General features: G+C 73.0%; 25 protein-coding genes. 11 read left to right on the top strand and 14 right to left on the bottom strand.

Going from position 1 to position 22,160, the window contains the following annotated elements; all coding sequences use genetic code 11:
* Positions 1 to 8: 8 nt before the first annotated feature.
* On the top strand, positions 9 to 677 hold the full coding sequence (locus ACZ6C1_RS30135) for an O-methyltransferase (RefSeq protein WP_469245128.1): 669 nt from the start codon (positions 9 to 11) through the stop codon (positions 675 to 677).
* A 7-nt stretch (positions 678 to 684) separates the two neighbouring features.
* Here the strand turns inward: ACZ6C1_RS30135 and ACZ6C1_RS30140 are convergent, their stop codons facing one another.
* Together ACZ6C1_RS30140 and ACZ6C1_RS30145 are read right to left on the bottom strand one after the other, a co-directional pair.
* Positions 685 to 1,368, bottom strand: coding sequence for a hypothetical protein (locus ACZ6C1_RS30140; protein ID WP_469245130.1), 684 nt, complete (start codon positions 1,366 to 1,368; stop codon positions 685 to 687).
* Entirely contained in the window at positions 1,368 to 2,009 is a 642-nt protein-coding gene (locus ACZ6C1_RS30145; RefSeq protein ID WP_469245132.1) for a hypothetical protein, read from the bottom strand. The genes ACZ6C1_RS30140 and ACZ6C1_RS30145 overlap by 1 nt, the downstream gene beginning before the upstream one ends.
* 108 nt (positions 2,010 to 2,117) lie before the next feature.
* On the opposite strand from ACZ6C1_RS30145, the gene ACZ6C1_RS30150 reads away from it, so the two are divergent.
* A complete protein-coding gene (locus tag ACZ6C1_RS30150; RefSeq protein WP_469245134.1) occupies positions 2,118 to 2,612 on the top strand; it encodes a GNAT family N-acetyltransferase in 495 nt (164 codons plus the stop codon).
* Here the strand turns inward: ACZ6C1_RS30150 and ACZ6C1_RS30155 are convergent.
* Positions 2,609 to 4,657, bottom strand: coding sequence for an MFS transporter (locus ACZ6C1_RS30155; protein ID WP_469245136.1), 2,049 nt, complete (start codon positions 4,655 to 4,657; stop codon positions 2,609 to 2,611). The genes ACZ6C1_RS30150 and ACZ6C1_RS30155 overlap by 4 nt on opposite strands.
* Positions 4,658 to 4,989: 332 nt before the next feature.
* Positions 4,990 to 5,607: a hypothetical protein gene (locus tag ACZ6C1_RS30160; protein ID WP_469245138.1), complete on the bottom strand. Its 618-nt coding sequence runs from the start codon at positions 5,605 to 5,607 to the stop codon at positions 4,990 to 4,992.
* A gap of 10 nt (positions 5,608 to 5,617) precedes the next feature.
* Between ACZ6C1_RS30160 and ACZ6C1_RS30165 the strand changes: the two genes are divergently transcribed.
* Together ACZ6C1_RS30165 and ACZ6C1_RS30170 are read left to right on the top strand one after the other, a co-directional pair.
* Positions 5,618 to 5,872, top strand: a complete 255-nt coding sequence (locus ACZ6C1_RS30165) for a peptidoglycan-binding domain-containing protein (RefSeq protein ID WP_469245140.1) — start codon at positions 5,618 to 5,620, stop codon at positions 5,870 to 5,872.
* Positions 5,873 to 6,009: 137 nt separating this feature from the next.
* Complete coding sequence (locus ACZ6C1_RS30170; protein WP_469245142.1) at positions 6,010 to 6,678, top strand: HAD-IA family hydrolase; 669 nt, start codon at positions 6,010 to 6,012, stop codon at positions 6,676 to 6,678.
* A 312-nt stretch (positions 6,679 to 6,990) separates the two neighbouring features.
* Here the strand turns inward: ACZ6C1_RS30170 and ACZ6C1_RS30175 are convergent, their stop codons facing one another.
* Positions 6,991 to 7,575, bottom strand: a complete 585-nt coding sequence (locus ACZ6C1_RS30175) for a TMEM165/GDT1 family protein (RefSeq protein WP_469245144.1) — start codon at positions 7,573 to 7,575, stop codon at positions 6,991 to 6,993.
* A 259-nt stretch (positions 7,576 to 7,834) separates the two neighbouring features.
* Complete coding sequence (locus ACZ6C1_RS30180) at positions 7,835 to 8,656, bottom strand: ABC transporter permease (RefSeq protein ID WP_469245146.1); 822 nt, start codon at positions 8,654 to 8,656, stop codon at positions 7,835 to 7,837.
* A 190-nt stretch (positions 8,657 to 8,846) separates the two neighbouring features.
* Between ACZ6C1_RS30180 and ACZ6C1_RS30185 the strand changes: the two genes are divergently transcribed.
* The 5 genes from ACZ6C1_RS30185 (at position 8,847) to ACZ6C1_RS30205 (ending at position 14,886) form a co-directional block, all read left to right on the top strand.
* Positions 8,847 to 9,491: an HNH endonuclease family protein gene (locus ACZ6C1_RS30185; protein WP_469245148.1), complete on the top strand. Its 645-nt coding sequence runs from the start codon at positions 8,847 to 8,849 to the stop codon at positions 9,489 to 9,491.
* Between the two features lie 158 nt (positions 9,492 to 9,649).
* Entirely contained in the window at positions 9,650 to 11,326 is a 1,677-nt protein-coding gene (locus ACZ6C1_RS30190) for an alkaline phosphatase D family protein (protein ID WP_469245150.1), read from the top strand.
* Between the two features lie 355 nt (positions 11,327 to 11,681).
* On the top strand, positions 11,682 to 13,529 hold the full coding sequence (locus ACZ6C1_RS30195) for an FAD/NAD(P)-binding protein (RefSeq protein WP_469245152.1): 1,848 nt from the start codon (positions 11,682 to 11,684) through the stop codon (positions 13,527 to 13,529).
* Between the two features lie 58 nt (positions 13,530 to 13,587).
* A complete protein-coding gene (locus ACZ6C1_RS30200) occupies positions 13,588 to 14,028 on the top strand; it encodes a DoxX family protein (RefSeq protein WP_469245180.1) in 441 nt (146 codons plus the stop codon).
* Positions 14,029 to 14,208: 180 nt separating this feature from the next.
* A complete protein-coding gene (locus tag ACZ6C1_RS30205; RefSeq protein WP_469245154.1) occupies positions 14,209 to 14,886 on the top strand; it encodes a DedA family protein in 678 nt (225 codons plus the stop codon).
* 245 nt (positions 14,887 to 15,131) lie between these two features.
* Here the strand turns inward: ACZ6C1_RS30205 and ACZ6C1_RS30210 are convergent, their stop codons facing one another.
* Together ACZ6C1_RS30210 and ACZ6C1_RS30215 are read right to left on the bottom strand one after the other, a co-directional pair.
* A complete protein-coding gene (locus tag ACZ6C1_RS30210) occupies positions 15,132 to 15,365 on the bottom strand; it encodes a DUF2277 domain-containing protein (RefSeq protein WP_469245156.1) in 234 nt (77 codons plus the stop codon).
* 31 nt (positions 15,366 to 15,396) lie between these two features.
* Positions 15,397 to 15,573 carry a hypothetical protein gene (locus ACZ6C1_RS30215; RefSeq protein WP_469245158.1) on the bottom strand — a complete coding sequence of 59 codons (177 nt, stop codon included), beginning with the start codon at positions 15,571 to 15,573 and terminating at the stop codon, positions 15,397 to 15,399.
* 167 nt (positions 15,574 to 15,740) lie between these two features.
* On the opposite strand from ACZ6C1_RS30215, the gene ACZ6C1_RS30220 reads away from it, so the two are divergent.
* Positions 15,741 to 15,815: a 50S ribosomal protein bL37 gene (locus ACZ6C1_RS30220; RefSeq protein WP_373297613.1), complete on the top strand. Its 75-nt coding sequence runs from the start codon at positions 15,741 to 15,743 to the stop codon at positions 15,813 to 15,815.
* Here ACZ6C1_RS30220 and ACZ6C1_RS30225 read toward each other — a convergent pair.
* Entirely contained in the window at positions 15,805 to 16,551 is a 747-nt protein-coding gene (locus tag ACZ6C1_RS30225; protein WP_469245160.1) for a hypothetical protein, read from the bottom strand. The two genes, ACZ6C1_RS30220 and ACZ6C1_RS30225, sit on opposite strands and share 11 nt — an antisense overlap.
* Entirely contained in the window at positions 16,548 to 17,702 is a 1,155-nt protein-coding gene (locus ACZ6C1_RS30230; protein WP_469245163.1) for an SUKH-4 family immunity protein, read from the bottom strand. The genes ACZ6C1_RS30225 and ACZ6C1_RS30230 overlap by 4 nt, the downstream gene beginning before the upstream one ends.
* 97 nt (positions 17,703 to 17,799) lie before the next feature.
* Here ACZ6C1_RS30230 and ACZ6C1_RS30235 point away from each other — a divergent pair, with 97 nt between their 5' ends.
* Entirely contained in the window at positions 17,800 to 18,627 is an 828-nt protein-coding gene (locus ACZ6C1_RS30235; protein ID WP_469245165.1) for an SAM-dependent methyltransferase, read from the top strand.
* 13 nt (positions 18,628 to 18,640) lie between these two features.
* Here the strand turns inward: ACZ6C1_RS30235 and ACZ6C1_RS30240 are convergent, their stop codons facing one another.
* The 4 genes from ACZ6C1_RS30240 to ACZ6C1_RS30255 form a co-directional block, all read right to left on the bottom strand.
* Complete coding sequence (locus ACZ6C1_RS30240; RefSeq protein ID WP_469245167.1) at positions 18,641 to 19,192, bottom strand: flavoprotein; 552 nt, start codon at positions 19,190 to 19,192, stop codon at positions 18,641 to 18,643.
* 75 nt (positions 19,193 to 19,267) lie between these two features.
* Positions 19,268 to 19,738 (bottom strand): hypothetical protein, encoded by a 471-nt coding sequence (locus ACZ6C1_RS30245; protein WP_469245169.1) that lies wholly within the window; start codon positions 19,736 to 19,738, stop codon positions 19,268 to 19,270.
* Positions 19,739 to 19,889: 151 nt separating this feature from the next.
* Entirely contained in the window at positions 19,890 to 20,765 is an 876-nt protein-coding gene (locus ACZ6C1_RS30250; protein WP_469245171.1) for a hypothetical protein, read from the bottom strand.
* Between the two features lie 402 nt (positions 20,766 to 21,167).
* Complete coding sequence (locus ACZ6C1_RS30255) at positions 21,168 to 22,070, bottom strand: S8 family serine peptidase (RefSeq protein WP_469245173.1); 903 nt, start codon at positions 22,068 to 22,070, stop codon at positions 21,168 to 21,170.
* Between the last annotated feature and the right edge of the window lie 90 nt (positions 22,071 to 22,160).

Here is a 22,160-nt window from a genome sequence, read left to right on the forward strand (position 1 = left end):
TCGGCTGCATGAGCCAAGAGCGATGGACCGCCGTGGACGACTACCTCACCGACATGCTGGCCCCCGCCGACGAGGCACTGGCCGCCGCGCTCGCCGACAGCGACGCGGCGGGCCTGCCGGCGATCGGCGTGACGCCGCCGCAGGGCAAACTGCTGCACCTGCTGGCCCGTACGCAGGGCGCCCGCACGGTCCTGGAGATCGGCACCCTCGGCGGCTACAGCACCATGTGGCTGGCGCGCGCACTGCCGGAGGACGGCAGGCTGATCTCCCTGGAGTACAACCCGGAGCACGCGGGCGTCGCCCGCGCCAACCTCGCGCGGGCGGGGCTCGACAAGGTGGCCGAGGTGCGGACGGGTGCGGCCCTGGACACGCTGCCGAAGCTGGCCGAGGAGGGCCTGGGCCCGTTCGACCTCGTCTTCATCGACGCCGACAAGCCGAACAACCCCCGGTACGTGGAGTGGGCGTTGCGGCTCACCCGGCCGGGCAGCCTGATCGTCGTCGACAACGTCGTACGCGGCGGCGCGATCACCGACGAGTCCTCGACGGACCCGGCGGTGATCGCGACGCGTGAGATGTTCGACCTGGCCGCGCGCGACCCGCGGCTGGACGCGACGGCGCTCCAGACGGTCGGCGGGAAGGGCTACGACGGGATGCTGGTGGCCCGCGTGGCGGCCTGAGCGGCCGTCACACCCGCAGCAGGCGCTCCGCCATGGCCCGGTACGCCTGGAGCGTGACCCGCAACCGCTCGGTGTCCGGCTCCTGCTCGTCGCCGCCGCCCTCCCAGTCGGCACGCAGGGCGCGGCGGTGGTCGGTCAACGCGGCCGTGAGCCGGTCGGCGGCCGCGTCCAGCACGGCGGCGGCCTCCTTGACGGACCGGTGCGGGCTGTCGACGAACCCGGTGAGCGCCTCCTGCAAGCGCCGGGCGAGCTCCTCCCGCGCCTCCTCCGGCACCAGCGGCGCGGAAACGCCCGCCACGCCCCTCGGCTGCGGGGCGGCCCCGGCACCGGTCGGGACGTCGGTCGGACCGCCGGTCCCGGCGGGCCCGTGCGGGGCCGCCCGTCCGGCCGGGCCGGCCGACGTGGCCGAGCCTGGGGGCGACGGGGCGGCGCCGTCCCGGGCGGCGGCTTCGTTCAGGGTGCCGACCCGGTAGGAGGTCCCGGAGCGGTGCGGGGTGTCGGGGGCCGCCGGCGCGGTCGGTTCCGGGGCCGCCCGGGTGCCGGGCAGGTCACCGGTCGAGGGCGTGGTGCCCGGGGCCACCCGGGTGCCGGGCAGGTCACCGGTCGAGGGCGTGGTGCCCGGGCCGTCGGCCTCGCGGGAGGCACCGGCTTCGGTGGGAATGTCGGGTCCGGTGGGCTTCTGCGGGGACATCAGGCACCACTCCCCTTCGGCCACGGCGCGTGGAACCGGTGGCTCCGGTCGGTCTGACGGCGCGGGGCGTGACGGGCGTGGTCCTCGGGGTGCTCGGTGACGAGCTCCTCGAAGAGCCGCCGGGCGTCGACCATCGCGGCACGCAGCGCCTCGGTGCCCATGTGCGGGTCACGGCCGTCCAGGTGGGCGGTGCGGTGCACACGGCGGTAGCCGTCGACGTGGTGGGCGTGGTGCACGGACAGCGCGGCGACCTGCTCCTCGTACGCGGAGGCCGCCGGGAAGCCGCGGTCCTCGGCCAGCCGGGCGAGCAACCGGTCCGCCTCGGCGACGGCCTGGCGCGGCGCGTCGACGAACTGCTCCTGCAGGCCCGCCCAGAGGGCCACGTACTGCTCGCGGGCCTCACGTGACAGCGGCCGCGGCCGCAGGTCGCCGTGGCGCGCGACGCGCTCGGCGAGCTCACGCTCGGCGGCCTTGGTGTCGCCGTCGTGCCGGGCGACGGTCCGCTCGTACTCGGGGCCGAATCGCCGCTTCAGCCCTCGGCCGCGCCGGCCGGCCGACCTGCCGGGTCCCGCGTACAGCACGGCGGCGACCACGGCGGCGAAGACGACGACCAGAGCGCCGACGATAAGGACAGTGGACATGACTGTCTTCCCTCGATCCAGGGGTCGGGGTCTCTTCGTGTCTGTTCGACGGCCGTGTTGCCGCAAATACGTTGGCCAAACGGCGGGCCTCTCGGATAGAGACACACCATGACGAGCGCCAACTGGACCATCCGCCCCGAGGGTTACGGCACTCCCGACGCCACCGCCTTGCGCCGCGACTACTACGACGACGTCGCGAGCCGCTACTGGAAGCGGCCTGCGACGGAGGCGGAGATCGACGAAGGGCTCACCAACGACGGTGTGGAGCGGCTGACCCCGCCGACCGGCCAGTTCCTCGTCGGCCGGATGGACGGCAAGCCCGCCGCCTGCGGCGGGGTGCTCCTGCTGGACGACGAACGGGCGGAGCTCACCCGCGTCTTCGTCCGGCACGCCTTCCGCGGCACCGGCGGCTCGGGGCTCCTGATGGACGCCCTGGAGGCCGCCGCCGTCGAGCTGGGCGCCCGGCGCATGGTCCTCAACACCCGCCTGGACCTGGTCGAGGCACGCGCCCTGTACGCCCGCCGCGGCTACCGCGAGATCCCGGCGTACTGCGAGGGTCCGTACATGGAAGTCTGGTACGGCAAGGAACTGACCGTCCGCTAGCGGGCGTGGTTCCGGCGGGGCTCGGCGGCCCGCGGCCGTTCCCTGGTGGAGCCGCACAGTTCGGCCGTCAGCTCCTCGACCAGCTGCACCAGGTCCGTCGGCCGCTCCGGCCCCCACCAGTCGCCGAGCAGTTCCGCCAGCGACTCCTCACGGGCGTGCGCCAGCCTGGCCGCCACGTCCACGCCCTCGTCGGTCAGCAGCAGCTGGATGCCCTCGCGGCGCACCAGGTGCCGCTCCTCCAGCTGTCGGGCGGCGTCTGTAATCGCCCTGATCGGTACGGGCGTGGTGTCGGCGAGCCGCCCGGGTTCCACCGTGCCGTGGCGGCGGACGCGCAGCAGCAGCCAACTGGCGGCGGGCAGCAGGTCGAGCCCCGCACGTGCGGTGATCTTCTCGTAGATCGCCTTGCGGCCCTCCCGGGAGCCGAGCACCGACAGCGCGCGGGCGCACTCGTCGTACGAGGAGCGCTCGACGGGGTTGGAGGCGACGGTCTGGCTGGGGTCGGGCGCGGTGACCGCGCCGCGCAGCCGGTCCTCCTTCAGCAGCCAGGCGACGACGAACGCGAGGAGGACGACGGGAGCCGCGTAGAGGAAGACGTCGGTGATGGACGTCGCGTACGCGTGCAGCACCCCGGGGCGCAGGTCCGGCGGCAGTTCGGCGATGGCGCGCGGGTCGGCGGCGATCTGGTCGGGTCCGGCGCCGGGCGGCACCTCGCGGCCGGCGAGGGCGTCGCTGAGTTTGCCGGTGAGGCGGTTGGTGAAGACGGTGCCGAAGATGGCGACGCCGAAGGACGCGCCGATGGAACGGAAGAAGGTGGCGCCGGAGGTGGCGACACCGAGGTCCTCGTACGCGACGGCGTTCTGCACCACCAGCACCAGGACTTGCATGACGAGGCCGAGCCCGGCGCCGAAGACGAAGAAGTACAGGCTCATCTCCCAGTCGGAGCTCGACTCCGTCATCCGGTGCATCAGGAGCAGTCCCAGGGCGGTGACGGCGGTGCCGAGGACGGGGAAGACCTTCCAGCGGCCGGTGCGGCTGACGATCTGGCCGGAGGTGGTGGACGTGAGCAGCATGCCGAGCACCATCGGCAGCATGTGCACCCCGGACATGGTCGGCGTCACGCCCCGCACGACCTGGAGGAACGTCGGCAGGTAGGTCATCGCGCCGAACATCGCGAAGCCGACGACGAAGCTGATGACCGAGACGAGCGTGAAGGTGCGGATCCTGAACAGCTTCAGCGGCAGTACGGGTTCGGCGGCGCGCCGCTCGACGCGCACGAACCAGACGAGGAGGACCGCGCCGAGGACCGCGAGGCCGACGATCTGCGCCGAGCCCCAGGCCCAGGTGGTGCCGCCGAGGGACGCCACGAGGACGAGGCAGGTGGCGACGGAGGCGATGAGGAAGGTGCCGAGGTAGTCGATGGTGTGGCGGGTGGCCCGCACCGGGATGTGGAGCACGGCGGCGATGACGAAGAGGGCGACGACGCCGATGGGGAGATTGATGTAGAACACCCAGCGCCAGGAGAGGTGCTGCGTGAACAGGCCGCCCAGGAGCGGTCCGAGGATGCTGGTGGCACCGAAGACGGCACCGAAGAGGCCCTGGTACCTCCCGCGCTCGCGCGGCGGGACGAGGTCACCGACGATCGCCATGGACAGCACCATCAGGCCGCCGCCGCCCAGGCCCTGGACCGCGCGGAAGGCGATGAGCTGCGGCATGTTCTGCGCGATGCCGCACAGGGCCGAGCCGATGAGGAAGATGACGATGGCGGTCTGGAAGAGCTTCTTGCGGCCGTACTGGTCACCCAGTTTGCCCCAGAGGGGGGTTCCGGCAGTCGAGGCGAGCATGTAGGCGGTGACGACCCAGGACAGGTGCTCCATGCCGCCGAGTTCACTGACGATGGTCGGCAGGGCGGTGGAGACGATGGTCTGGTCGAGAGCCGCCAGCAGCATGCCGAGCAGCAGGGCGCCGATGGCGACCAGGACGGTACGCCGGTTCTGTCCCTCGCCCGGCGCGGGGCTGGTGGCCGGGGTGGTCACTTCCTGCGCCATGGGTCCTCCCTCGTCGTCTCGCGGGCCGTCGGCCCTCGGGCGGTCTCCTGCGGGCCTGTCATTGCGCGGGCGGTCGTCTCGCGGGCGGCGGCGGGCCGGACGCGTACCCCTTGTTTCCTCATCCCATCCTGGGTGCTTCGTCCCGATACGGCCCGCCGAGCGGGCAGGGAGGCGCCGAGGGTGGTCCTCCGGGTGCGCCCGGGGGCTGCATAATCGCTCGCAGTTCAAGGGGAGGGGCCCACATTGACGGGACAGTTCTGTCCTGAGTGCGACGGCGACTGCAGATGTGCCTCCGCGGAGGACACGCTGGGGATACGTCCGTACGTGAACCTTCAGGCGGCGGAGCGGGGCGGTGCGCCCGCCGGGCCGTCCACCGCGCCGCCGTCCGCGATGCCGGCGTCCACCATGCCGGCATCCGCGGTGCCGCCGTCCGCCGTGCCGCCGTCCACCGCGCCGGCGTCCACCATGCCGCTGTACGTGCCGCTGGAGCCCGAGCTGGTGCCGCTGGAGGCGGCGGGCCCTCCGCACGGCGCGCGTGCCGGGACCAGGGCGCAGGCACGGGCCGCGGCGCGGTCCCGCAGCCGGGCCCGCCGCCCGTACGCCGTGGTGGGGGCCGTGGCCGCGGTGGTCGCCGTGGTGGGCGCCGCGGGCTTCGCGAGCGGGCTGTTCGGCGGGGACGAGGCGGACCGGGTGCTGCCCGACCTGGCGCCGAGCGCGCCCGCGTGGCCGAGCGGAGCTCCCGAGGGGCCCCCGCGGACGTCGGGGCCGGCGACTCCGTCGGGCTCCCCCACCCCGTCGGCGTCGGCTTCCCCGTCCGGCTCACCGTCGCCGTCCGCCTCCGCGTCGGCCACCGTCACCGCGTCCCTGGCCATCGCCCGTCCGGCCACGGAGTCGGCGGCGCCGTCCTCGGGCAGCTCCCCGAGCGGCCCGGGGTCCCCGGCGTCGCCCACCCGGAGCCAGGTGCCCAGCGAGGATCCCTCGCCCGAGGAGGCGGTGACGCTGCGGCGCGGCGACCGGGGCCCCGAGGTCGCCGAGCTCCAGCACCGCCTGCGGGAAGCGGGGCTCTACGACGGCCCCATGAACGGTCGCTACAACCAGGACGTGGAGTGGGGCGTGGGCCAGTACCAGGAGGCCCGCGACCTGTGGAGCGACGGCTGGGGCGTCTACGGACCGGAGACCCGCCAGTGGCTGGAGTCGGAGACGTCCGGCCGATGAGGGGTGCCGGCAGGGCGGACTGGCGTCGGACGGATCGGTTTTGTATCGTGAAGGAACAAAGTGGTCCCGCCCGTATACCCTGACCGGCGGGCGGGCCACTTCGTACCTTTCCTCCCCCTCTCCCCGTGGAGACGCCGATGTCGGCCACCCCTTCCGTACTGACCGCCCGGGCCCTCCTCCTCGACATGGACGGCACGCTCGTCAACTCGGACGCCGTGGTCGAACGCTGCTGGCGCCGCTGGGCGATACGGCACGGGCTGGACCCCGAGGAGGCCCTCAAGGTGGTCCACGGCCGCCAGGGGTACGCCACCATGGCCGTCCTCCTCCCGGACCGCCCCATGGAGGAGAACCACGCCGACAACCGCGTGATGCTCGCCGAGGAGACCGCCGACCTGGACGGCGTCGTACCGATCGAGGGCGCGCCCGCCTTCATGGCCGCGATGGCCACGCTCCCGCACGCCCTGGTCACCTCGGCCGACGCGCCGCTCGCCCGGGCCCGCATGGGCGCCGCCGGGCTGCCCATGCCGGATGTGCGGGTGACCGCGGAGTGCGTGGGCGCGAGCAAGCCCGACCCGGAGGGGTTCCTGAAGGGCGCGGCCGAGCTGGGCTTCGACCCGGCGGAGTGCGTCGTGTTCGAGGACTCCGAGGCGGGCATCCTGGCGGGGCGCGCCGCCGGAATGCGGGTAGTGGGCGTCGGGCCGCGCGCGGGCGCGTTCGCCCCGGACGTACACGTACCGGATCTGACGCACGTGCGCGTGGAGAGGGACGGCACCGACGGCACGGTCCGCCTCCACATCACGCCGTAACCGTCCGCCTCCACATCACGCCGTAGACGTCACGGCGTCGACGTCAGGCCCCGGACGTCACGGCGTAGACGACACGCCCTGGACGACACGCCGTAGACGTCGCGGCGTCGGCGTCACGGCCCAGGCGTCTCGTGCGGCGGTGACACGGCGCGGACGTCACGCCTGACACGTCTCGGCGACGACGTCACCGCGCAGGCATTGCGGGCGCGTCACCGCGTAGACACCGCGGGCGCGTCACCGCGTAGACACCGCGCCGCGTCACCGCGCAGGCATCGCGGGCGCGTCACCGCGCAGGCACCGCGGGTCGGGGCGTCACGGCGCCAGCGCCTCGTACAGGCTGAAGCCCGCCAGCGCCAGCATCAGGCAGGCGGCGATCTTGGTGATCAGCCGCAGCGGCACGTACTTCATCAGCGTCCGCCCGCCCAGGATGCCGATCCCTGCGACCGCCCACAGGGCGAGGACGGCGCCGAGGCCGACCGAGAGCGGGTCGTTGTAGCGGGCGGCGAGGTTCGCGGTCATGATCTGCGTCAGGTCGCCGAACTCCGCGACCAGGATCAGCATGAAGCCCGCCCCGGAGACCTTCCAGAAGGACTGGTCGGCCGGGGCCTTGATGCTCTCCTCGTCGCCGTCGGTCTTCTTCAGCAGCAGCACGGCCGCCCCCGCCAGGAACAGCACGCCGACGAGGGCCTGCACCAGCCGGTGCGGGAGGAGGGTGAGCACGCTGCCGGCGGCCACGGCGAGCACCACGTGGACGGCGAAGGCGGCGGCGACGCCCACGAAGACGTAGGACGCGCGGTAGCGGGTGCCCAGCATGAGGCCGGCGAGGGCGGTCTTGTCGGGGAGCTCGGCAAGGAAGACGACGCCGAAGGTGATCGCCATGATCGTGAGGCTGAGCACGGGATGGTTCCTCAATCGGTAGGGCGCCGCCGTACCGAGAAGAGACGTTTCAGGGGTCGCTTCGGCACGGCGGCACCATGGGCATGTCGGGCATGGCATGGCACTGCTGTTGCCGAAGGTCTCGCTGGCCCGCCCGTCACGGCGTGCCTCCGGGCGCCGGCCGGGCACGAGGCCCAGCAGTATGTCGACGGTCCGGCGAAGAGCTACTCCCCTTCTGCTCCGACAAGGGTACGCGATCGGCGGTACGTGACCGGCACACCTACCCTTCGCGCCCCTCGGGCCCTCCGTCCTCTCCCGTTCCCCCGCTTCCCCCGCTTCCTTCGCTTCCTTCGCTTCCCCCGCTTCCTTCGCGCCGGTGCAGGCTCCCCCGCGCGACCAGCTCCAGCACCACCGCCACCGCCACGCCCTGCACGGCCATCAGCCCGACCAGCACGAACAGCTGCACCGCCCCGGCCTCCAGCGGTGACGCCCCGCCCAGCAGCATCCCGACGAACGCCCCCGGCAGGGTGACGAGCCCCACCGTCCTGGTCTGGTCGAGCCCCGGCAGCAGCGCGTCCGCCGCCGCCTCCCTGGCCACCTCCAGCCGGGCGTCCCGCTCCAGCAGCCCGAGCGCCAGGCCCGCCTCCACCTCGCCGTGCCGCGTCCCGAGCTCGTCCAGGGCGCGCCGGCCGCCGAGCACCGTCGCGGTGAGCGCCCCGCCGATGAGGATGCCGGCCACCGGGACGAGGGCGATGCCCTTGAGCGGGACGAGGCCGGTCAGCACCAGCGCTCCGACGACCGGGACGACCCCGGCGGCGATCGGTGCGGCCGCCCACCACCAGGTGCCGTTGGGGGTGACGCGGCGACCGGCGGTGCGTACGGCGACGGCGTACATGAGCAGCAGGAAGGCCAGCAGCAGCGGTACGGAGCGCACCACCCACCCGATGACCAGCGACACGGCGCCGAGCTGCACCGCGGCCCGCACCCCCGCGGTGACGATCTCGCGCGGCGCCCGGAGGTGGGCGAGCGCCGCGACGGTGGCGGCGACGGCGAGCAGGACGGCGAGAACAGCCGCGAACGTGGCGTTGACGGGCAGCAGCACACGTCAACCCTAAAGCCGGACAAGCCAGGTGCCGGGGGGTCAGAAACCGGGCACACCCCTTGATATGACGTGCACATGTCGTCACTCTGTAACCCGGCGCATTCCCCGGGGCAACCTGGCGCCTCCACGATGGCCGAGCCGCCCGAACGGGCGTTCCGGCCAACACCCCCACATTTCAAGGGAGTCACCCATGTCCGGTGTCTACGCGCGTCGCATAGCCGTGCTCACCGCTTCCGCCGCCCTCACCGTCACCGGCGTCCTGGCCACCGCCCCGGCAGCCCAGGCCGCCCCGCCGACCCCGATCAGCGCCGCCACGGCCCGGACGTACCTCGGGCAGCTCACGGTGAAGGCGGAAGGTTCCTCCAGCGGCTACAGCCGTGACCTGTTCCCGCACTGGGTCACCCAGTCGGGCAGTTGCAACACCCGTGAAGTCGTCCTCAAGCGCGACGGCGTGAACGTCGTCCAGGACTCCAGTTGTGCGGCGATCAGCGGCAGTTGGTACTCCGAGTACGACGGCGCCACCTGGCGCGCGGCGTCGGACCTCGACATCGACCACGTCGTCGCCCTCGCCGAGGCATGGCGCTCCGGTGCCAGCGGCTGGACCACCTCGCAGCGCCAGGCCTTCGCCAACGACCTGGCCCGCCCCCAGCTCATCGCCGTCACGGACGACGTCAACCAGGCCAAGAGCGACCTCGACCCCGCCGAGTGGCTCCCGCCGCGCACCGCGTACCGCTGCACGTACGCCCGGATGTGGGTGCACGTGAAGCACCACTGGAACCTGAGCGTGGACTCGGCCGAGAAGAGCGCCCTGCAGTCCGTGCTCAACGGCTGCTGACGCACCCCCGTCCGTCCGCGCCCGCGCCGCGCCGGTTTCGCACCCCTCCGTCGCCCCGTACCGTACGTAAGTACGGGCGGGTCGACGGAGTCGCGGGTCTTTGAGCCGAGGACGTCGCGAAGCCGAGGGAGTCGCGGGTCGACGGAGGAGGCCAGGGCATGACAGCCGGACTGCGGTTGGGACCACTCCTGCGGTACGTCGACTGGGACCGCGGCGACCGGGCGACGGTCTGGGTCGAGGCCGACCGGCCCTGCACGGCCGAAGTCCGGTGCGCGGACGGCGCGGGCGGGCGCACCCGGACCTTCCAGATCGCCGGGCACCACTACGCCCTGGTCCCCGTCGCCGGGCTGACCCCCGGGACCACGACCGCGTACGAGGTCCTCCTCGACGACCACCGGGTGTGGCCGCCCACCGACCCGGGCCACCGGTACCCGGCCAGCACCATCACCACGCCCCGGACCGGCTCCGACGAGCTGCGCGTCTCCTTCGGTTCGTGCCGCTGGGCCGCGCCCCCCGCGGGCGGGGACGACCCGGTCGGCCCGGACGCCCTCGACACGCTGGCCACCCGGCTGGCGGCCGACCCCGACGCCGTACGCCCCGACGTACTGCTCCTGCTGGGCGACCAGGTGTACGCGGACGAGACGTCCAAGGCGACCCGCCGCTGGCTGGCCGCGCGCCGGGACCTGGACGAGGAACCGGGCGCGCAGGTGGCGGACTACGAGGAGTACACCCACCTCTACTACGAGTCCTGGCTCGACCCGGGCGTGCGCTGGCTGCTGTCCACCGTCCCCAGCTGCATGATCTTCGACGACCACGACGTGATCGACGACTGGAACACCAGCGCTTCATGGGTCGCCGACATGCGCCGGAACGGATGGTGGCGGGAGCGGATCCTCAGCGGGCTGATGTCGTACTGGGTCCACCAGCACCTGGGCAACCTCTCCCTCGACGAACTGGACGCCGACCCGCTGTACGCCGCCGTCCGCGCCGCCCCGGACGGGACGGAGCTGCTGCGCCGGTTCGCCGCCGAGGCGGACGCGGACCCCGCCTCGGTGCGCTGGAGCTACCGGCGGGACTTCGGCCGGACCCGGCTGGTGATGGTCGACAGCCGGGCGGGGCGCGTGCTGGACGAGCACCGGCGGGCGATGCACGACGAGGCCGAGGAGCAGTGGCTGGTCGAGCAGATGACGGCGGACCGGGAGGGCTGCGACCACCTGCTGGTCGGGGCCTCGCTGCCGTGGCTCCTGGCCCCGATGATGCACGGCGCGGAGACCTGGAACGCCGCGCTCTGCCGCGGTGAGCGGGGCCCCGGATGGGCGCGGGTGGCGGAACGGGTGCGCCGGGGGGCCGACCTGGAGCACTGGGCGGCCTTCCCGGACTCCTTCGAGCGGCTGACCCGGCAGCTGGCCAAGGCCGGCAGCGGGCCGGACGCCCCGGCCACGGTGTGCGTCCTGTCGGGCGACGTGCACCACGCGTACGTCGCCGAGCCCGAGTGGCCGGAAGGAGCCGGCCCGTCCTCCGCCCGGGTCTTGCAGTTGACCTGCTCGCCCGTACACAACCGGATCCCGGCGGTGTTGCGCGGCGGGTTCCGGTTGAGCTGGAGCCGCGCGGGGCGGTGGATCGGGCGCGCCCTGCTCCGGCACGGACGCAGTGGTCCGCCGGTCGTGGACTGGCGCCGGACGGGCGGGCCGTGGTTCGGGAACCAGCTGATGACGCTGACGCTGCGCGGGCGCTCGGCGCGGCTGCGGCTGGAGCACGCGGCCGCGCGAGGCCGTGACCGGAGCGCCGCGGAACTGAGGACCGTCCACGAGCGGACGCTGACGGGCGACGCCTGAGGCGCGGGCGTCCGGCCCCGGCCGGCGCCGCCCGGCGCCGGCCGTGCGCGGAAGAGGGAGCCCGGCCGCCCCGCCTGTGAGCGTCCGTGAACGTCCGCGAGCGTTGGCGAACGTTCGTGAGCCTCATCCAACGTCCGTGAGCACCCGCGAACGTCCGTGAGCCTCCTCGAACGCCGCGAGCGTCGCCTGTGAACGTCCGGTGAACGTCCGGTTCAGGCCTCCCGCAATCCCACCCATAGCGGATCGTGTTCCTCCGGCCAGGGGTTCGACCGGGGGCAGGGCACCGGCATGATGAGCTTTCGCGCGCCGCCCGCCGGCCACGCCGGCAACACCCCCTGCCCCGGGAGTCCGAGTCTTGTCGTCCGAAGTTCCCCATGCCGTCGCCCTGGTCGGCGCAGGTCCCCGCGGTACCTCCGTACTCGAACGGCTCTGCGCCTCCGTCCCGGAACTGGCGGCGGGAACACCTCTGACCGTCCACGTCGTCGACCCCGCCCCGCCGGGCGCCGGGCGCGTCTGGCGCACCGACCAGCCGGCCGAGCTGCTGATGAACACGGTGGCGTGCCAGGTGACGGTGTTCACCGACGAGAGCGTGAGCTGCGAGGGGCCGATACGCAGGGGGCCGAGCCTCTACGAGTGGGCCGCCGCCCGCTCGTACCGACTCGGCCCCGACGACTACCCGACCCGCGCCTGCTACGGCGCCTATCTGGAGTGGGCGTTCGCCCGGGCGGTGGCCGAGGCGCCGCCGGAGGTGACCGTGCGGGTCCACGCCGCACGTGCGGTACGCCTGGAGGCCGGCCGCCCGCAGACGCTGGTTCTGGACGACGGCACGGTCCTCACCGGCCTCGACGCGGTCGTCCTCGCCCAGGGTCACCTGCCGGCCGCCGTGGACCCGTCATCGGCACACCTGGGCGCCTACGCGGCACGCCACGGGCTGCGTCACATCCCGCCCGCCAATCCGGCGGACCTCGACCTGTCGCCGGTCGCCCCCGGGGAGCCCGTACTGCTGCGGGGTCTGGGGCTGAACTTCTTCGACCACATGGCGTTGCTGACCGAGGGCCGGGGCGGGGTCTTCGTACGCGACGGCAGGGGCGGATGCGCCTACCGCCCGTCGGGCCGTGAGCCGCGGCTGTACGCCGGTTCGCGTCGCGGGGTCCCGTACCAGGCGCGCGGCGACAACGAGAAGGGCGCGTCGGCCCGGCACGAACCCCTGTTGCTGACCCCGGACGTCATCGAACGGTTCCGCAAGCGGGCGGACGCGGGCGACCCCCCGGACTTCCTGGCCGAGATATGGCCCCTGGTGGCCCAGGAGGTGGAGACGACCTACTACGAGGCGCTGCTGCGTCGACCGAGGGGCTTCCGTACCCGCTTCCTGGCCGCGCCGACCGCCACCCTCGACGCGTACGCCGTGCCCCCGGGCGACCGATGGTCGTGGGAGCGGATCTCACGCCCGTACGCGGGCGAGACGTTCCGCTCGCCGGCGGACTTCCGCGCCTGGCTGCTGGCGCACCTGCGCCGGGACGCGGCCGACGCCGCGCTCGGCAACGTGGCCGGTCCGGTGAAGGCGGCGCTGGACGTGCTGCGTGACATCCGCAACGAAGTGCGGCTGGTCGTCGACCACGCGGGCCTGTCGGGTGCCTCGCGCCGGGATCACCTGGACCGCTGGTACACGCCGCTGAACGCCTTCCTGTCGATCGGCCCGCCGCGCCGCCGTATCGAGGAGATGGCGGCCCTGATCGAGGCCGGAATCCTGCACGTGATCGGCCCCCGTATGCGGATCCGACCGGAAGACGGCGTCTTCGTCGCGGAATCACCCGATGTGCCGGGGTCCGTCGTGGCGGCGACCACACTGATCGAGGCCCGGCTACCGGATCCGGACTTGAGGCGCACTGGTGACGCGCTACTCGCCGGAATGCTCGAGTCCGGCCAGTGCCGCACTCATGTCGTCGACGGCTACGACACCGGAGGACTGGACGTCACACCCTCCCCGTTCCGCTTGATCAATCGTCAGGGCCGCGCCCACCAGGCGGTCTTCGCCCTCGGGGTGCCCACGGAAGGCGTGCACTGGGTGACGGCGGCGGGCGCCCGGCCGGGTGTCGACTCGGTGACCCTCGCGGACACGGACGCGGTGGCTCGAGCGGCCCTCCACGCTTGCTCCGGTGCGGAAGCGGAACGTCCAAATGTTGAACTTGCAAGTATCGATTAGGACTCCCTAACCTGTGGCAGTCGGTTCCGTCCCCAACCGAAGGACCTCCATGTCCAACATCACCGCTCGCCTCGATCATTACCGCCCCTATGCGCTCGGCCTGTTCCGGATAGTCGTCGGTCTGCTGTTCCTGTGCCACGGCGCCGCGTCGCTCTTCGGCGTCCTGGGAGGGGCGGGCGGAAACGGCGCCACCGTCCCGGCCGGCACCTGGCCCGGCTGGTACGCGGCCGTCATCGAACTCGTCGGCGGTGCGCTGGTGATGCTGGGCCTGTGCACCCGTGCCGCCGCGTTCATCGCCTCGGGCGCCATGGCGTACGCGTACTTCAAGGTCCACCAGCCGATGGGCCTGTTCCCGAAGGAGAACGGCGGCGAGCTGGCGGCCGTCTACTGCTGGTCGCTCCTCCTGCTGGTCTTCACCGGCCCGGGCGCGCTGTCGCTGGACAGCCTCTTCTCGTCCTCGCGGGCGGACGACCGGAAGCGCGAGCCGGTCACCGCGTAACCAGCCGCCGGAAACCGTACCGACCGCTCCCCCACCCGGGCGCGGCGCCGTCGGCCTCCGTCCGGCCGCCGTCGGTCCGCCGCCCGGGTGATCCGCCCACCCGGCTTCCGGCGTACGCTTTCGGCCTGTCCAGCCGCCGCCCACTTCTCGGGACCGGCTTCACGGGACCGGGGAGTGAAGGTGCTCGAAAGCGTGGCCGCCGGCCCGTGGATCTATACGGCCGTCGCCGTGTCCGTCCTCCTGGACGTGTTCCTGCCGGTGCTGCCCAGCGGCATCCTCGTCATCACCGCCGCGACGGTCGCCGCGACGGGCAGCGGCTCGCTCCTCGCCCTGACACTGTGCGCGGCCACGGCCTCCCTGCTGGGTGACCTCGTCGCGTACCGCCTCGCGTGGCGCGGCCGGTCACGCTTGCACCGGTTGATCGCCCGGTCGCGTCGGCTGACACTCGCGCAGGAACGTCTCGGCGCGGCTCTGGCGCGCGGCGGCGGCGTCCTCGTCGTCATCGCGCGGTTCGCCCCGGCCGGGCGCTCCGTCGTCTCGCTCGGCGCGGGCGCGGCCCGCCGCAAGGCCAGCCAGTTCGTCCCCTGGTCCGCGCTCGCGGGCGTGGCGTGGGCCTCCTACAGCGTCGGGCTCGGCTACTTCGGCGGCCAGTGGCTGGGCGCCACCTGGACCGGCGTGGCCGTCTCGGTCCTCGCCCTCTTCCTGGCGGGCACCCTGGCCGCTTACCTCATACGCCGCCCCCCGGCCCCGCCCCGGCCCGCCGAACCGGCCGCGACGCCGACGGATGCCGCCCCGGCCAGGGCGGCCGTCCCCAGCCAGCCGCTCCCGCCCCCGCTCACCCCCCAGCCCCGCGCCTGACCCCCGCCCCCGCCAGGGCAGCCGTCCCCAGCCGGCCGCTCGCACCAGCCGTCCCCAGCCCAGCCGCTCACCCCCCAGCACCCGCGCCTGCCCCCGCCCGGGCCCGGGCAGACGTCCGCAGCCGGTCGCTCCCACCCCCCGCTCGCCCCCGCCCGCACCAGCCCTCCCCGGCCCAGCCCCGCGCCTGCCCCCCGCCCGGGCCGGCCGGCCACGCCGCCCCGGCCCCGGGACGCCACCCGGTCGGTCTACTGGCGCTGTCCCGCCCGGGCGGCGCCCCGGACCTCGAGTCCGTCGAGCAGCCGGCGGGTCGCCTCGGCGATCTCGTCCACGGCCTGCTCGAAGACCTCACGGTTGTGCGCGGCGGGCGCGCGGAACCCGGACACCTTGCGCACGTACTGCAGAGCTGCGGCGCGGATGTCCTCCTCGGTGGCCTCGGTGGGGAGCACGGGCGGGCGGAGGGTCTTGATGCTGCGGCACATGCCCCCAGTGTGCGCCCGCCGTGCCCCGGGGTCACCGCTTCGGTCGCTTGCGGGCCCTCTCCCCCTCCCGCTCCCTGTCCCGCTCGATCGTGTAGGTCGCCCAGTCCCCCCGGTGCAGGTTGCACCGCGAGGCCCCCACCATGGCGAGCCGCTGACAGCGCCCACCGTGCTTGGTGTGCGCGCCGCACTTGGACTGTGTACGAGCCATGTCGCCTCCTGGTCTCCGCCGTTTCCCCCAGGGCAGAGTCCCGCCACGCGGAATCGCCCGGCCAGGGCGCACGGCGGGCCCACGAAGGTGCGCTCCGTCGCATGCGCGGTTCGGCGTCCGCTGCGCGACGCATGGACGGAACCTAGACTGACGATGGAGGTACGACCATGTCGAAGCGAGGAAACAAGCGCCGCGCCCGTAAGAAGAAGGGCGCCAACCACGGCAAGCGTCCTAACGCCTGATCCGGTCCTCCGTCGCCGGCAGGAGCCGCCGCTCCAGCACGGGTATGTGTTCGGGGCGGCGCATGCGGGCGCACCGTAGCAACCGGTCCCGGGCCGTCGCGCCGACCCGGCGTTTCTTGGGGTGGCGGGCGGTGAAGTGCTCGCTCGCGAAGAACTCCACGGCGCCGTCCAGCCCCGCCGCGTCGGTCTCGCGCACCGCCCAGGCCAGTTCGTCCGTCGCCGCGGCGCCCAGCAGGGCCAGGGGTGCGAGGCGGGCCAACGCCCGCGCGGCATCACCCCCGCCCCTTCCGTACGCCGGTGCCGTGCCGAGCCAGGTGAACACCAGGCTCAGGGGCACGGTCACCGTCCCGGGTGCGGGCGGTTCGCCGCGCGCCCACTCCTCGGCGTACCGCCGCAGCGGCTTAGGGGCGGCCGCGGCCCAGGCCGCGCGGTGGCGCCCCGGTATGGAGTGCGGGTCCCCGGGGTCGAGCAGCGGGAGGGGACCGTGCCGGTCGACGGTGCGGATCAGCTGACCGGAGGCGTCGTGGAGCGCGAAGCCGTACTCCCCCAGGCACATGCACTCGAAGCCCTGCCCTCCCTGGGGCCCCGGTGCGAGCTCGCTCGCCAGGGCGGCCGTCACCTCTGCGACCTCCCCCGGCTCCGTCACCTCGTACGTATCGGGATGACCGGGGAGGACGGCGGTGTGCTCCCGGTCCGAGACGACGATCCGTACGGTCCTGGGCGGCTGACGGCTCACAGCACGGCCCCTGCCTCGTCGTGGAACACCTCGGGCCAGTACCGGTAGTCGTCCGGACCGCTCGCGGGCAGGCACGCGGTCGGGTCGACCGAGGCGAGGACGGCGATCATGGTGTCGGCGAGCTGGTGGTAGAAACCGTCGGTCAGGCGGTGTTCCTTGTCGAGTGTCTGCTGACGGCTGTGCATCCACACCGTGAAGGCGAGCGTCGAGATGTCGGCGTTCACCGGCGTCACCCTGTCGGCGCCCCACTCCACGTAGTGGACCTGTCCGGTGCGGCCGTCCAGCACGACCTCGAAGTCGTGCATGAGCCCACCCAGCACCAGCAGCCGGTCCGCGTCGGGCGGCAGCGCGTCGACGCGCCCCAGGTGCCGCAGCCTCGGGTCCCTGCCGAACCGCTCACGCTCCCGGCTCAGCGTTTCCAGCAACGTCTCCTGATCGTCCAGACCGAACATCAGGCCGTCCTTCGGCAGCCCGACCTCACTGAGGAACCGTCGTGTCGGCCCGTGCTCCAGTCCGGCCGGCAGGTGTTCCGGACCCACCCTCACGACGTCCCCGGCCCCGAACTCGTCCTCCATGAGCCCCGACGGCAGATCGAGCAGCAGCCCCCTCCCCGGCCGGGCGATCAGCGCCAGGGGCCGTATCAACGCGGCAATGCGCCACAACGCCGGGATCTCGTCCACCCACCCGGCCCCCTCCGCCTCGAACACGGACAGCAACCGCTCCGAGGCGGCCTCCACCACGTCGGCCCCACGCCTTCCCGCCAGGTCGGCGAACCGCCCGCGCAGGGCGACCAGTTCGTCGACGGCCTCCAGGAAGCGCGCGAGCACCTCCAGCGACGGCGCGAGCGGAACGATCTTCGCGTGCCGCGGCGCGTACATCTCCAGGCTGAACACCCGCCCGGTCTCCCCGTCGACCACGACGTCCTGCGCGTCGAGCGTCTCGACCGGCACATTCCCCACGGCGACCAGGCCCGCGACGTACGGATCGAGTTCCGCGGGGTCGAACCGCTCGTCGACGAGGTGCGACACCGTCACGGCCCGCCCCTCGGCCTGCCGTGTGAAGCGCATCAGCTCGTGCGTGCACGGCAGTCGGCCCTCGGCGAGGAACCGCCGCGTCGGCGCATGCGTGATCGCCGGGTGGATGACGTCCATGGTGCCCCCGTAGTACCGCGTGTGATCTCCACTGCCACCACGATAGGAGCGACCACTGACAACACGGCTCCCCGCCCCGTAAGTTGGAGCACCGCTGATGACCAACGTTGCCCAGGAGGTTCTTGTGCCGGACCGTGACGACATACACGCCCGGATCGACACCAGCAGGCCCCACTCGGCCCGCTTCTGGAACTACTTCGTGGGTGGCAAGGACTACTACGAGGTGGACCGCGAACTCGGCGACCAGATCAAGGCGATCTTCCCCGGTCTCGTCGACGTGGCCAGAACGAGCCGCCACTTCCTCGGGCGCGCCGTCCGCCACCTGACCGCGGAACAGGGCGTCCGCCAGTTCCTCGACATCGGTACCGGCCTGCCGACCGGCGACAACACGCACGAGGTCGCGCAGCAGGTCGCCCCGGACACCCGGATCGTGTACGTGGACAACGACCCGCTGGTCCTGGCCCACGCCCGCGCACTGCTCACCAGCACCCCCGAGGGCCGCACCGCGTACATCGACGCCGACCTGTACTCGCCCGACACCATCCTGGAAGCGGCCTCGGCCACCCTGGACCTTTCCCGGCCCGTCGCCCTGATGATCCTCAACACCCTTGGCCACGTCGCCGACTACGACGGCGCCCGCTCCCTGATCACCCGCCTGATGGCGGGCCTGCCGTCGGGCAGCTACCTCACCATCTGCGACGGCACGGCCACCAGCGAGGGCATGATCGCCGCCTCGGAGGCCTACAACAAGAGCGACGCCATCCCCTACTACGTACGCCCGGTCGACGAAATCGCCGGTTTCTTCGACGGCCTCGACCTGGTCGACCCCGGGATCGTCCGCGTCACCGACTGGCGCCCCACCGCCGACACCCCGATGCCCTCGAACCCGGTCGACGCCTATGGCGGCGTGGGCCGCAAGCCGTAGGCCCCCCGGGGCGTCAGGGGCCGGCGGGCTCCCGCCCCGCCCATTCCACGGCGTTCAGCGCCACGGTCCACGGATACCCGCCGGGCAGATCCCGGCCCGGCGGGTTCGCCACGTAAACGCCCTCCCCGTAGAGCACCGTCACGCCGGTCGCCCGAAGCGTCGCCACCGATGTGCCGAAGGCCGGGTGCTGCACATGGGCCTCGTTCACGCACGGCATCATCACCGTGGGAACACCCTTGCCGACACCCTGGACCACCACGCTCACGACGAACTTCGCCGTGAGACCCAACGCCCACTCGTTCATCGCGGTGAACGTCGCGGGAGCGAACAGGATGACGTCCGCCTGGGGCCACACGTCCGGCTGCCCGGGCAGGTCGTACTCGAACCGGACCGGATGCCCCGTGAGCGCCGCCAGACCGTCGAGACTGTGCTCCAGCCACCGGGCGGCGGTCGGCGTCAGACCGAGGCACACGTCCCAGCCCCGGCTCTGGGCGTCCTCGATCGCACGGGCGACATCGAACACGGGCGGTGCCGCCGAGCAGAACAGATACAAGGTCCTCGTCATGGCGCTATCCGATCACACCCAACGGACGCCGCCACCCGAGGCCTTGGCCCACACACGCCACCCCCGGGCATCCGCTCACGCATCCGCGCCACCCCCCGCGACCAGGTGCTCGAGCCCCAGCTTCGCCAGACGCGACCGGATGGCACTCGGCTGCCGCCCGAACTCGACGGCGAGTACGGCCGGGTCCTTGGTGCCCTGCCGGTACAGGGCGAGCAGCCGCTCCTCGTCCTGCGGCAGCCATGGCTGATACGCGTTGGGGTACGTGCCGCGAATCGCCGCCGCGTCCTTCGGCCGCCGACCGTTCCCACGACTGTCGGTGACCCCGACCGAGGCGATCACGCCGAGCGGGTACCGTGCGACCTCGGTCCCCGTCAACCACAGCACCGCATGGCCGTCCTCGAAGGTCAGCAGATCAGCGGCCACGTTGACAGCCCTGCGGAGACAGTCGTCGTCGTGGGGGTCGGGTAGGTAGTCGGTGAAGGTCACACGCATGGTCGGCGGCGAGTCGCTGTTCCCCATGGAGGCAGCCTTCCCGATGATGATCATCGGGAAAAGACACTCTTGCGCCAAGCCGCCCCCCTGCGGCCCCCGGCGTTGATCGACCGGGGCCCTTCGTGGTGGTGGGCGCGGACGGTTTCGAACCTCCGGCAATCCGCGGCTGTTCGTAGCCGTTGATGTCAGCGTTGGATGTCGCAGATCATTCAGAGAGCACCAGGAGGATGAGTTGTAGGGGCATCATGACGAACGCGAGCGACAGCAGCAGTCCGCCGGCCAGCGTCACGCCCGCTGTGCGCCACAGCAGGGTCGAGACTGTCAGTGAGCAGACGGCCTTGTCGGGCTGCTCACGGTCGTAGACGACTTCGATCCGTCCCGCGCCGCCGCCGACGCGTCTGGCCGCGTAGTCGGGCTCGATCTCGTGCGTCCCGCCCTCCAGGTCGGTGTACCGGAAGAACGTCCGCTTGCCCTCTTTCCGGGCGAATGCCGCGACGACCGTGACACCCCGCCTGCGCACGGTCCACCGCTTCCACGCCCACCGGAGCGAGGGCACCACGATCAGCAGGCCGAAGAGGGCGGGCGCCACCCCGAGCAGCCACAACACCGCCTGCTGTGGTTCGCCGGCCCAGGCCAGCAGGGCGAGTCCGCCGACGTACACGAGAAGGAGAACGATTCCCGCGGCGCGTTCACGGCGTGTCAGCCCCAGGCCCTTCTTCCGCCCGGAGGTGCTGACCGGCCGCTCCTCGACCAGGGCCGCCCCGCCCTGCGCCGGACCGCTTCCGGACCGTGCCCCGTTGACCACCTCGACGATCCGGCCCACTTGGGCGGCGTCGCGGCCTTCCAGGATGAACACGGGCCCCGGAGCGCCGTCCACGCCCCACAGCGCGATCTCGACCGAGCGCCGCCCCCGGCCCACGGCCCGCACCTCCTCCACGGCCTCGACCGGTATCCGCCGCCGCAGACCCTTCTGCTCCAGCACTACGGCCCGGCCTTCCAGCCACATGGTCTCGCCGTACCCGCGCAGCGTGATCGACGGCAGTGGCGACAACGGCGGTGACGGCTCATGCCGACGGGACATCAGGACCTCTTTCCTCGGATCCGGAGGGGGTGGCACCCGCAGATGCGCACCAGAATGGCGGACGTCGGCCTCCTCGACATGGCCGACGTCGTCGTCTTGTCCTGCGAGGTCGGATACGCCAAGCCCGACCCCCGCATCTACACCACGGCCCTCCAGCGCGTGGGGCCGTCCCTCATCAGACACTCTTCATCGACGACACCCCAGGACACGTCGCGACCGCGAGGTCACTCGGCATGGCCGGTCACGTGCACACAAGAACCGAGGACACCATGGCCCGGATCCAGGAATTCCCGCAGCCGCGGGACTGAGACAGGCCGCCGTCCGCACCGACCGAGCCCCCATCCCCTGGCGATCCTCCCTCGATATTGCCGGTCGGGGGCGCATCGATGAGGAACACGGTGATCAGCGGAGGGACTCCGGATTCTTGAGCGGCCGGTTGCCGTGCGGGAGAAGGGCGTTGCCGGTCCGGGCGAGTGCGGTGTACGCGGCCCAGGCGTCCAGGAAGGGCGGGACGACCGTGCGGCGGGGGCCGACGGCGGTGAGCAGGAGGGCGGACCGGACGTCGGCGGGTGGGGCGGCGGGGAAGGCGGACAGGAGCAGTGCGAAGGCGCCGGCCACGAACGGGGCGGCCGCGCTCGTGCCGGTGACCGCCAGCGGGCGGCCGTCGACGCCGAGGCCGAGGCCGACGACTCCCTCGCCCGGAGCACCGAGGCCGCGTGCGCCGATCGAACCGCCCAGATTGGAGAGGTTCATCGGCCGGCCCCGCCGGTCGTACGCGACCACGGGGACGGTCCACGGGTGGCGGGTGAGGACGGAGGTGCCGACCGCGCCCTGGTTCCCGGCGGCCACGATCGTGATCACGCCCCGGTTGGCCGCGTGGTCGAGCGCCCACTCCAGCTCGCGGTGGTCCGTGCTGGAGGGGCGGTCGGGCGCGACGCTCAGGTTCAGCACCCGGGCGCCGGCGTCGACGCACTCGACGATGGCAGCCGCGAGGTCCTCCGGCCGCGCGGCCGGGGTGACCGGGAGGGCGGGGGCGGCGGGTCGGCCGGTGACGCGGCCCGCCCCGAAGATGGGGCGCAGCAGGAAGGTGCAGCCTGGGCAGATGCCGGGCGGCCGCGAGGTGCGGCCGGCGCCGAGGAGTCCGACGACGTAGGTGCCGTGGCGGCAGGACGCGTCGTCGCCCGTCGGACGGCAGGGATCGTCACCCTGCCCGCCCCGGTCGCCGGCCCCGCCGGGCAGCACGCGCAGGTGTCCGCCGGCGAGTCCCGGGTGGCCGAGGGCGACGAGGCCGTCGACCACCGCCACGACGATCTCCGGCCGGCCGGCGCGGGGGGGGGGGGGGGGGGGGGGGGGGGGGGGGTGTTGGTGGTTTTGCCCCGCTCCCCCCCTTATTTT

The organism is Streptomyces sp. NPDC041796, from assembly GCF_055590785.1.

Coding starts and splice junctions, on each gene's coding strand:
- ACZ6C1_RS30230 (WP_469245163.1), bottom strand. CDS start 17,702: ATGGACGTCATCCACCCGGCGATCACGCATGCGCCGACGCGGCGGTTC.
- ACZ6C1_RS30140 (WP_469245130.1), bottom strand. CDS start 1,368: ATGTCCCCGCAGAAGCCCACCGGACCCGACATTCCCACCGAAGCCGGT.
- ACZ6C1_RS30145 (WP_469245132.1), bottom strand. CDS start 2,009: ATGTCCACTGTCCTTATCGTCGGCGCTCTGGTCGTCGTCTTCGCCGCC.
- ACZ6C1_RS30135 (WP_469245128.1), top strand. CDS start 9: ATGAGCCAAGAGCGATGGACCGCCGTGGACGACTACCTCACCGACATG.
- ACZ6C1_RS30250 (WP_469245171.1), bottom strand. CDS start 20,765: ATGTCCCGTCGGCATGAGCCGTCACCGCCGTTGTCGCCACTGCCGTCG.
- ACZ6C1_RS30235 (WP_469245165.1), top strand. CDS start 17,800: ATGACCAACGTTGCCCAGGAGGTTCTTGTGCCGGACCGTGACGACATA.
- ACZ6C1_RS30150 (WP_469245134.1), top strand. CDS start 2,118: ATGACGAGCGCCAACTGGACCATCCGCCCCGAGGGTTACGGCACTCCC.
- ACZ6C1_RS30155 (WP_469245136.1), bottom strand. CDS start 4,657: ATGGCGCAGGAAGTGACCACCCCGGCCACCAGCCCCGCGCCGGGCGAG.
- ACZ6C1_RS30240 (WP_469245167.1), bottom strand. CDS start 19,192: ATGACGAGGACCTTGTATCTGTTCTGCTCGGCGGCACCGCCCGTGTTC.
- ACZ6C1_RS30210 (WP_469245156.1), bottom strand. CDS start 15,365: ATGTGCCGCAGCATCAAGACCCTCCGCCCGCCCGTGCTCCCCACCGAG.
- ACZ6C1_RS30185 (WP_469245148.1), top strand. CDS start 8,847: ATGTCCGGTGTCTACGCGCGTCGCATAGCCGTGCTCACCGCTTCCGCC.
- ACZ6C1_RS30190 (WP_469245150.1), top strand. CDS start 9,650: ATGACAGCCGGACTGCGGTTGGGACCACTCCTGCGGTACGTCGACTGG.
- ACZ6C1_RS30215 (WP_469245158.1), bottom strand. CDS start 15,573: ATGGCTCGTACACAGTCCAAGTGCGGCGCGCACACCAAGCACGGTGGG.
- ACZ6C1_RS30170 (WP_469245142.1), top strand. CDS start 6,010: ATGTCGGCCACCCCTTCCGTACTGACCGCCCGGGCCCTCCTCCTCGAC.
- ACZ6C1_RS30245 (WP_469245169.1), bottom strand. CDS start 19,738: ATGATCATCATCGGGAAGGCTGCCTCCATGGGGAACAGCGACTCGCCG.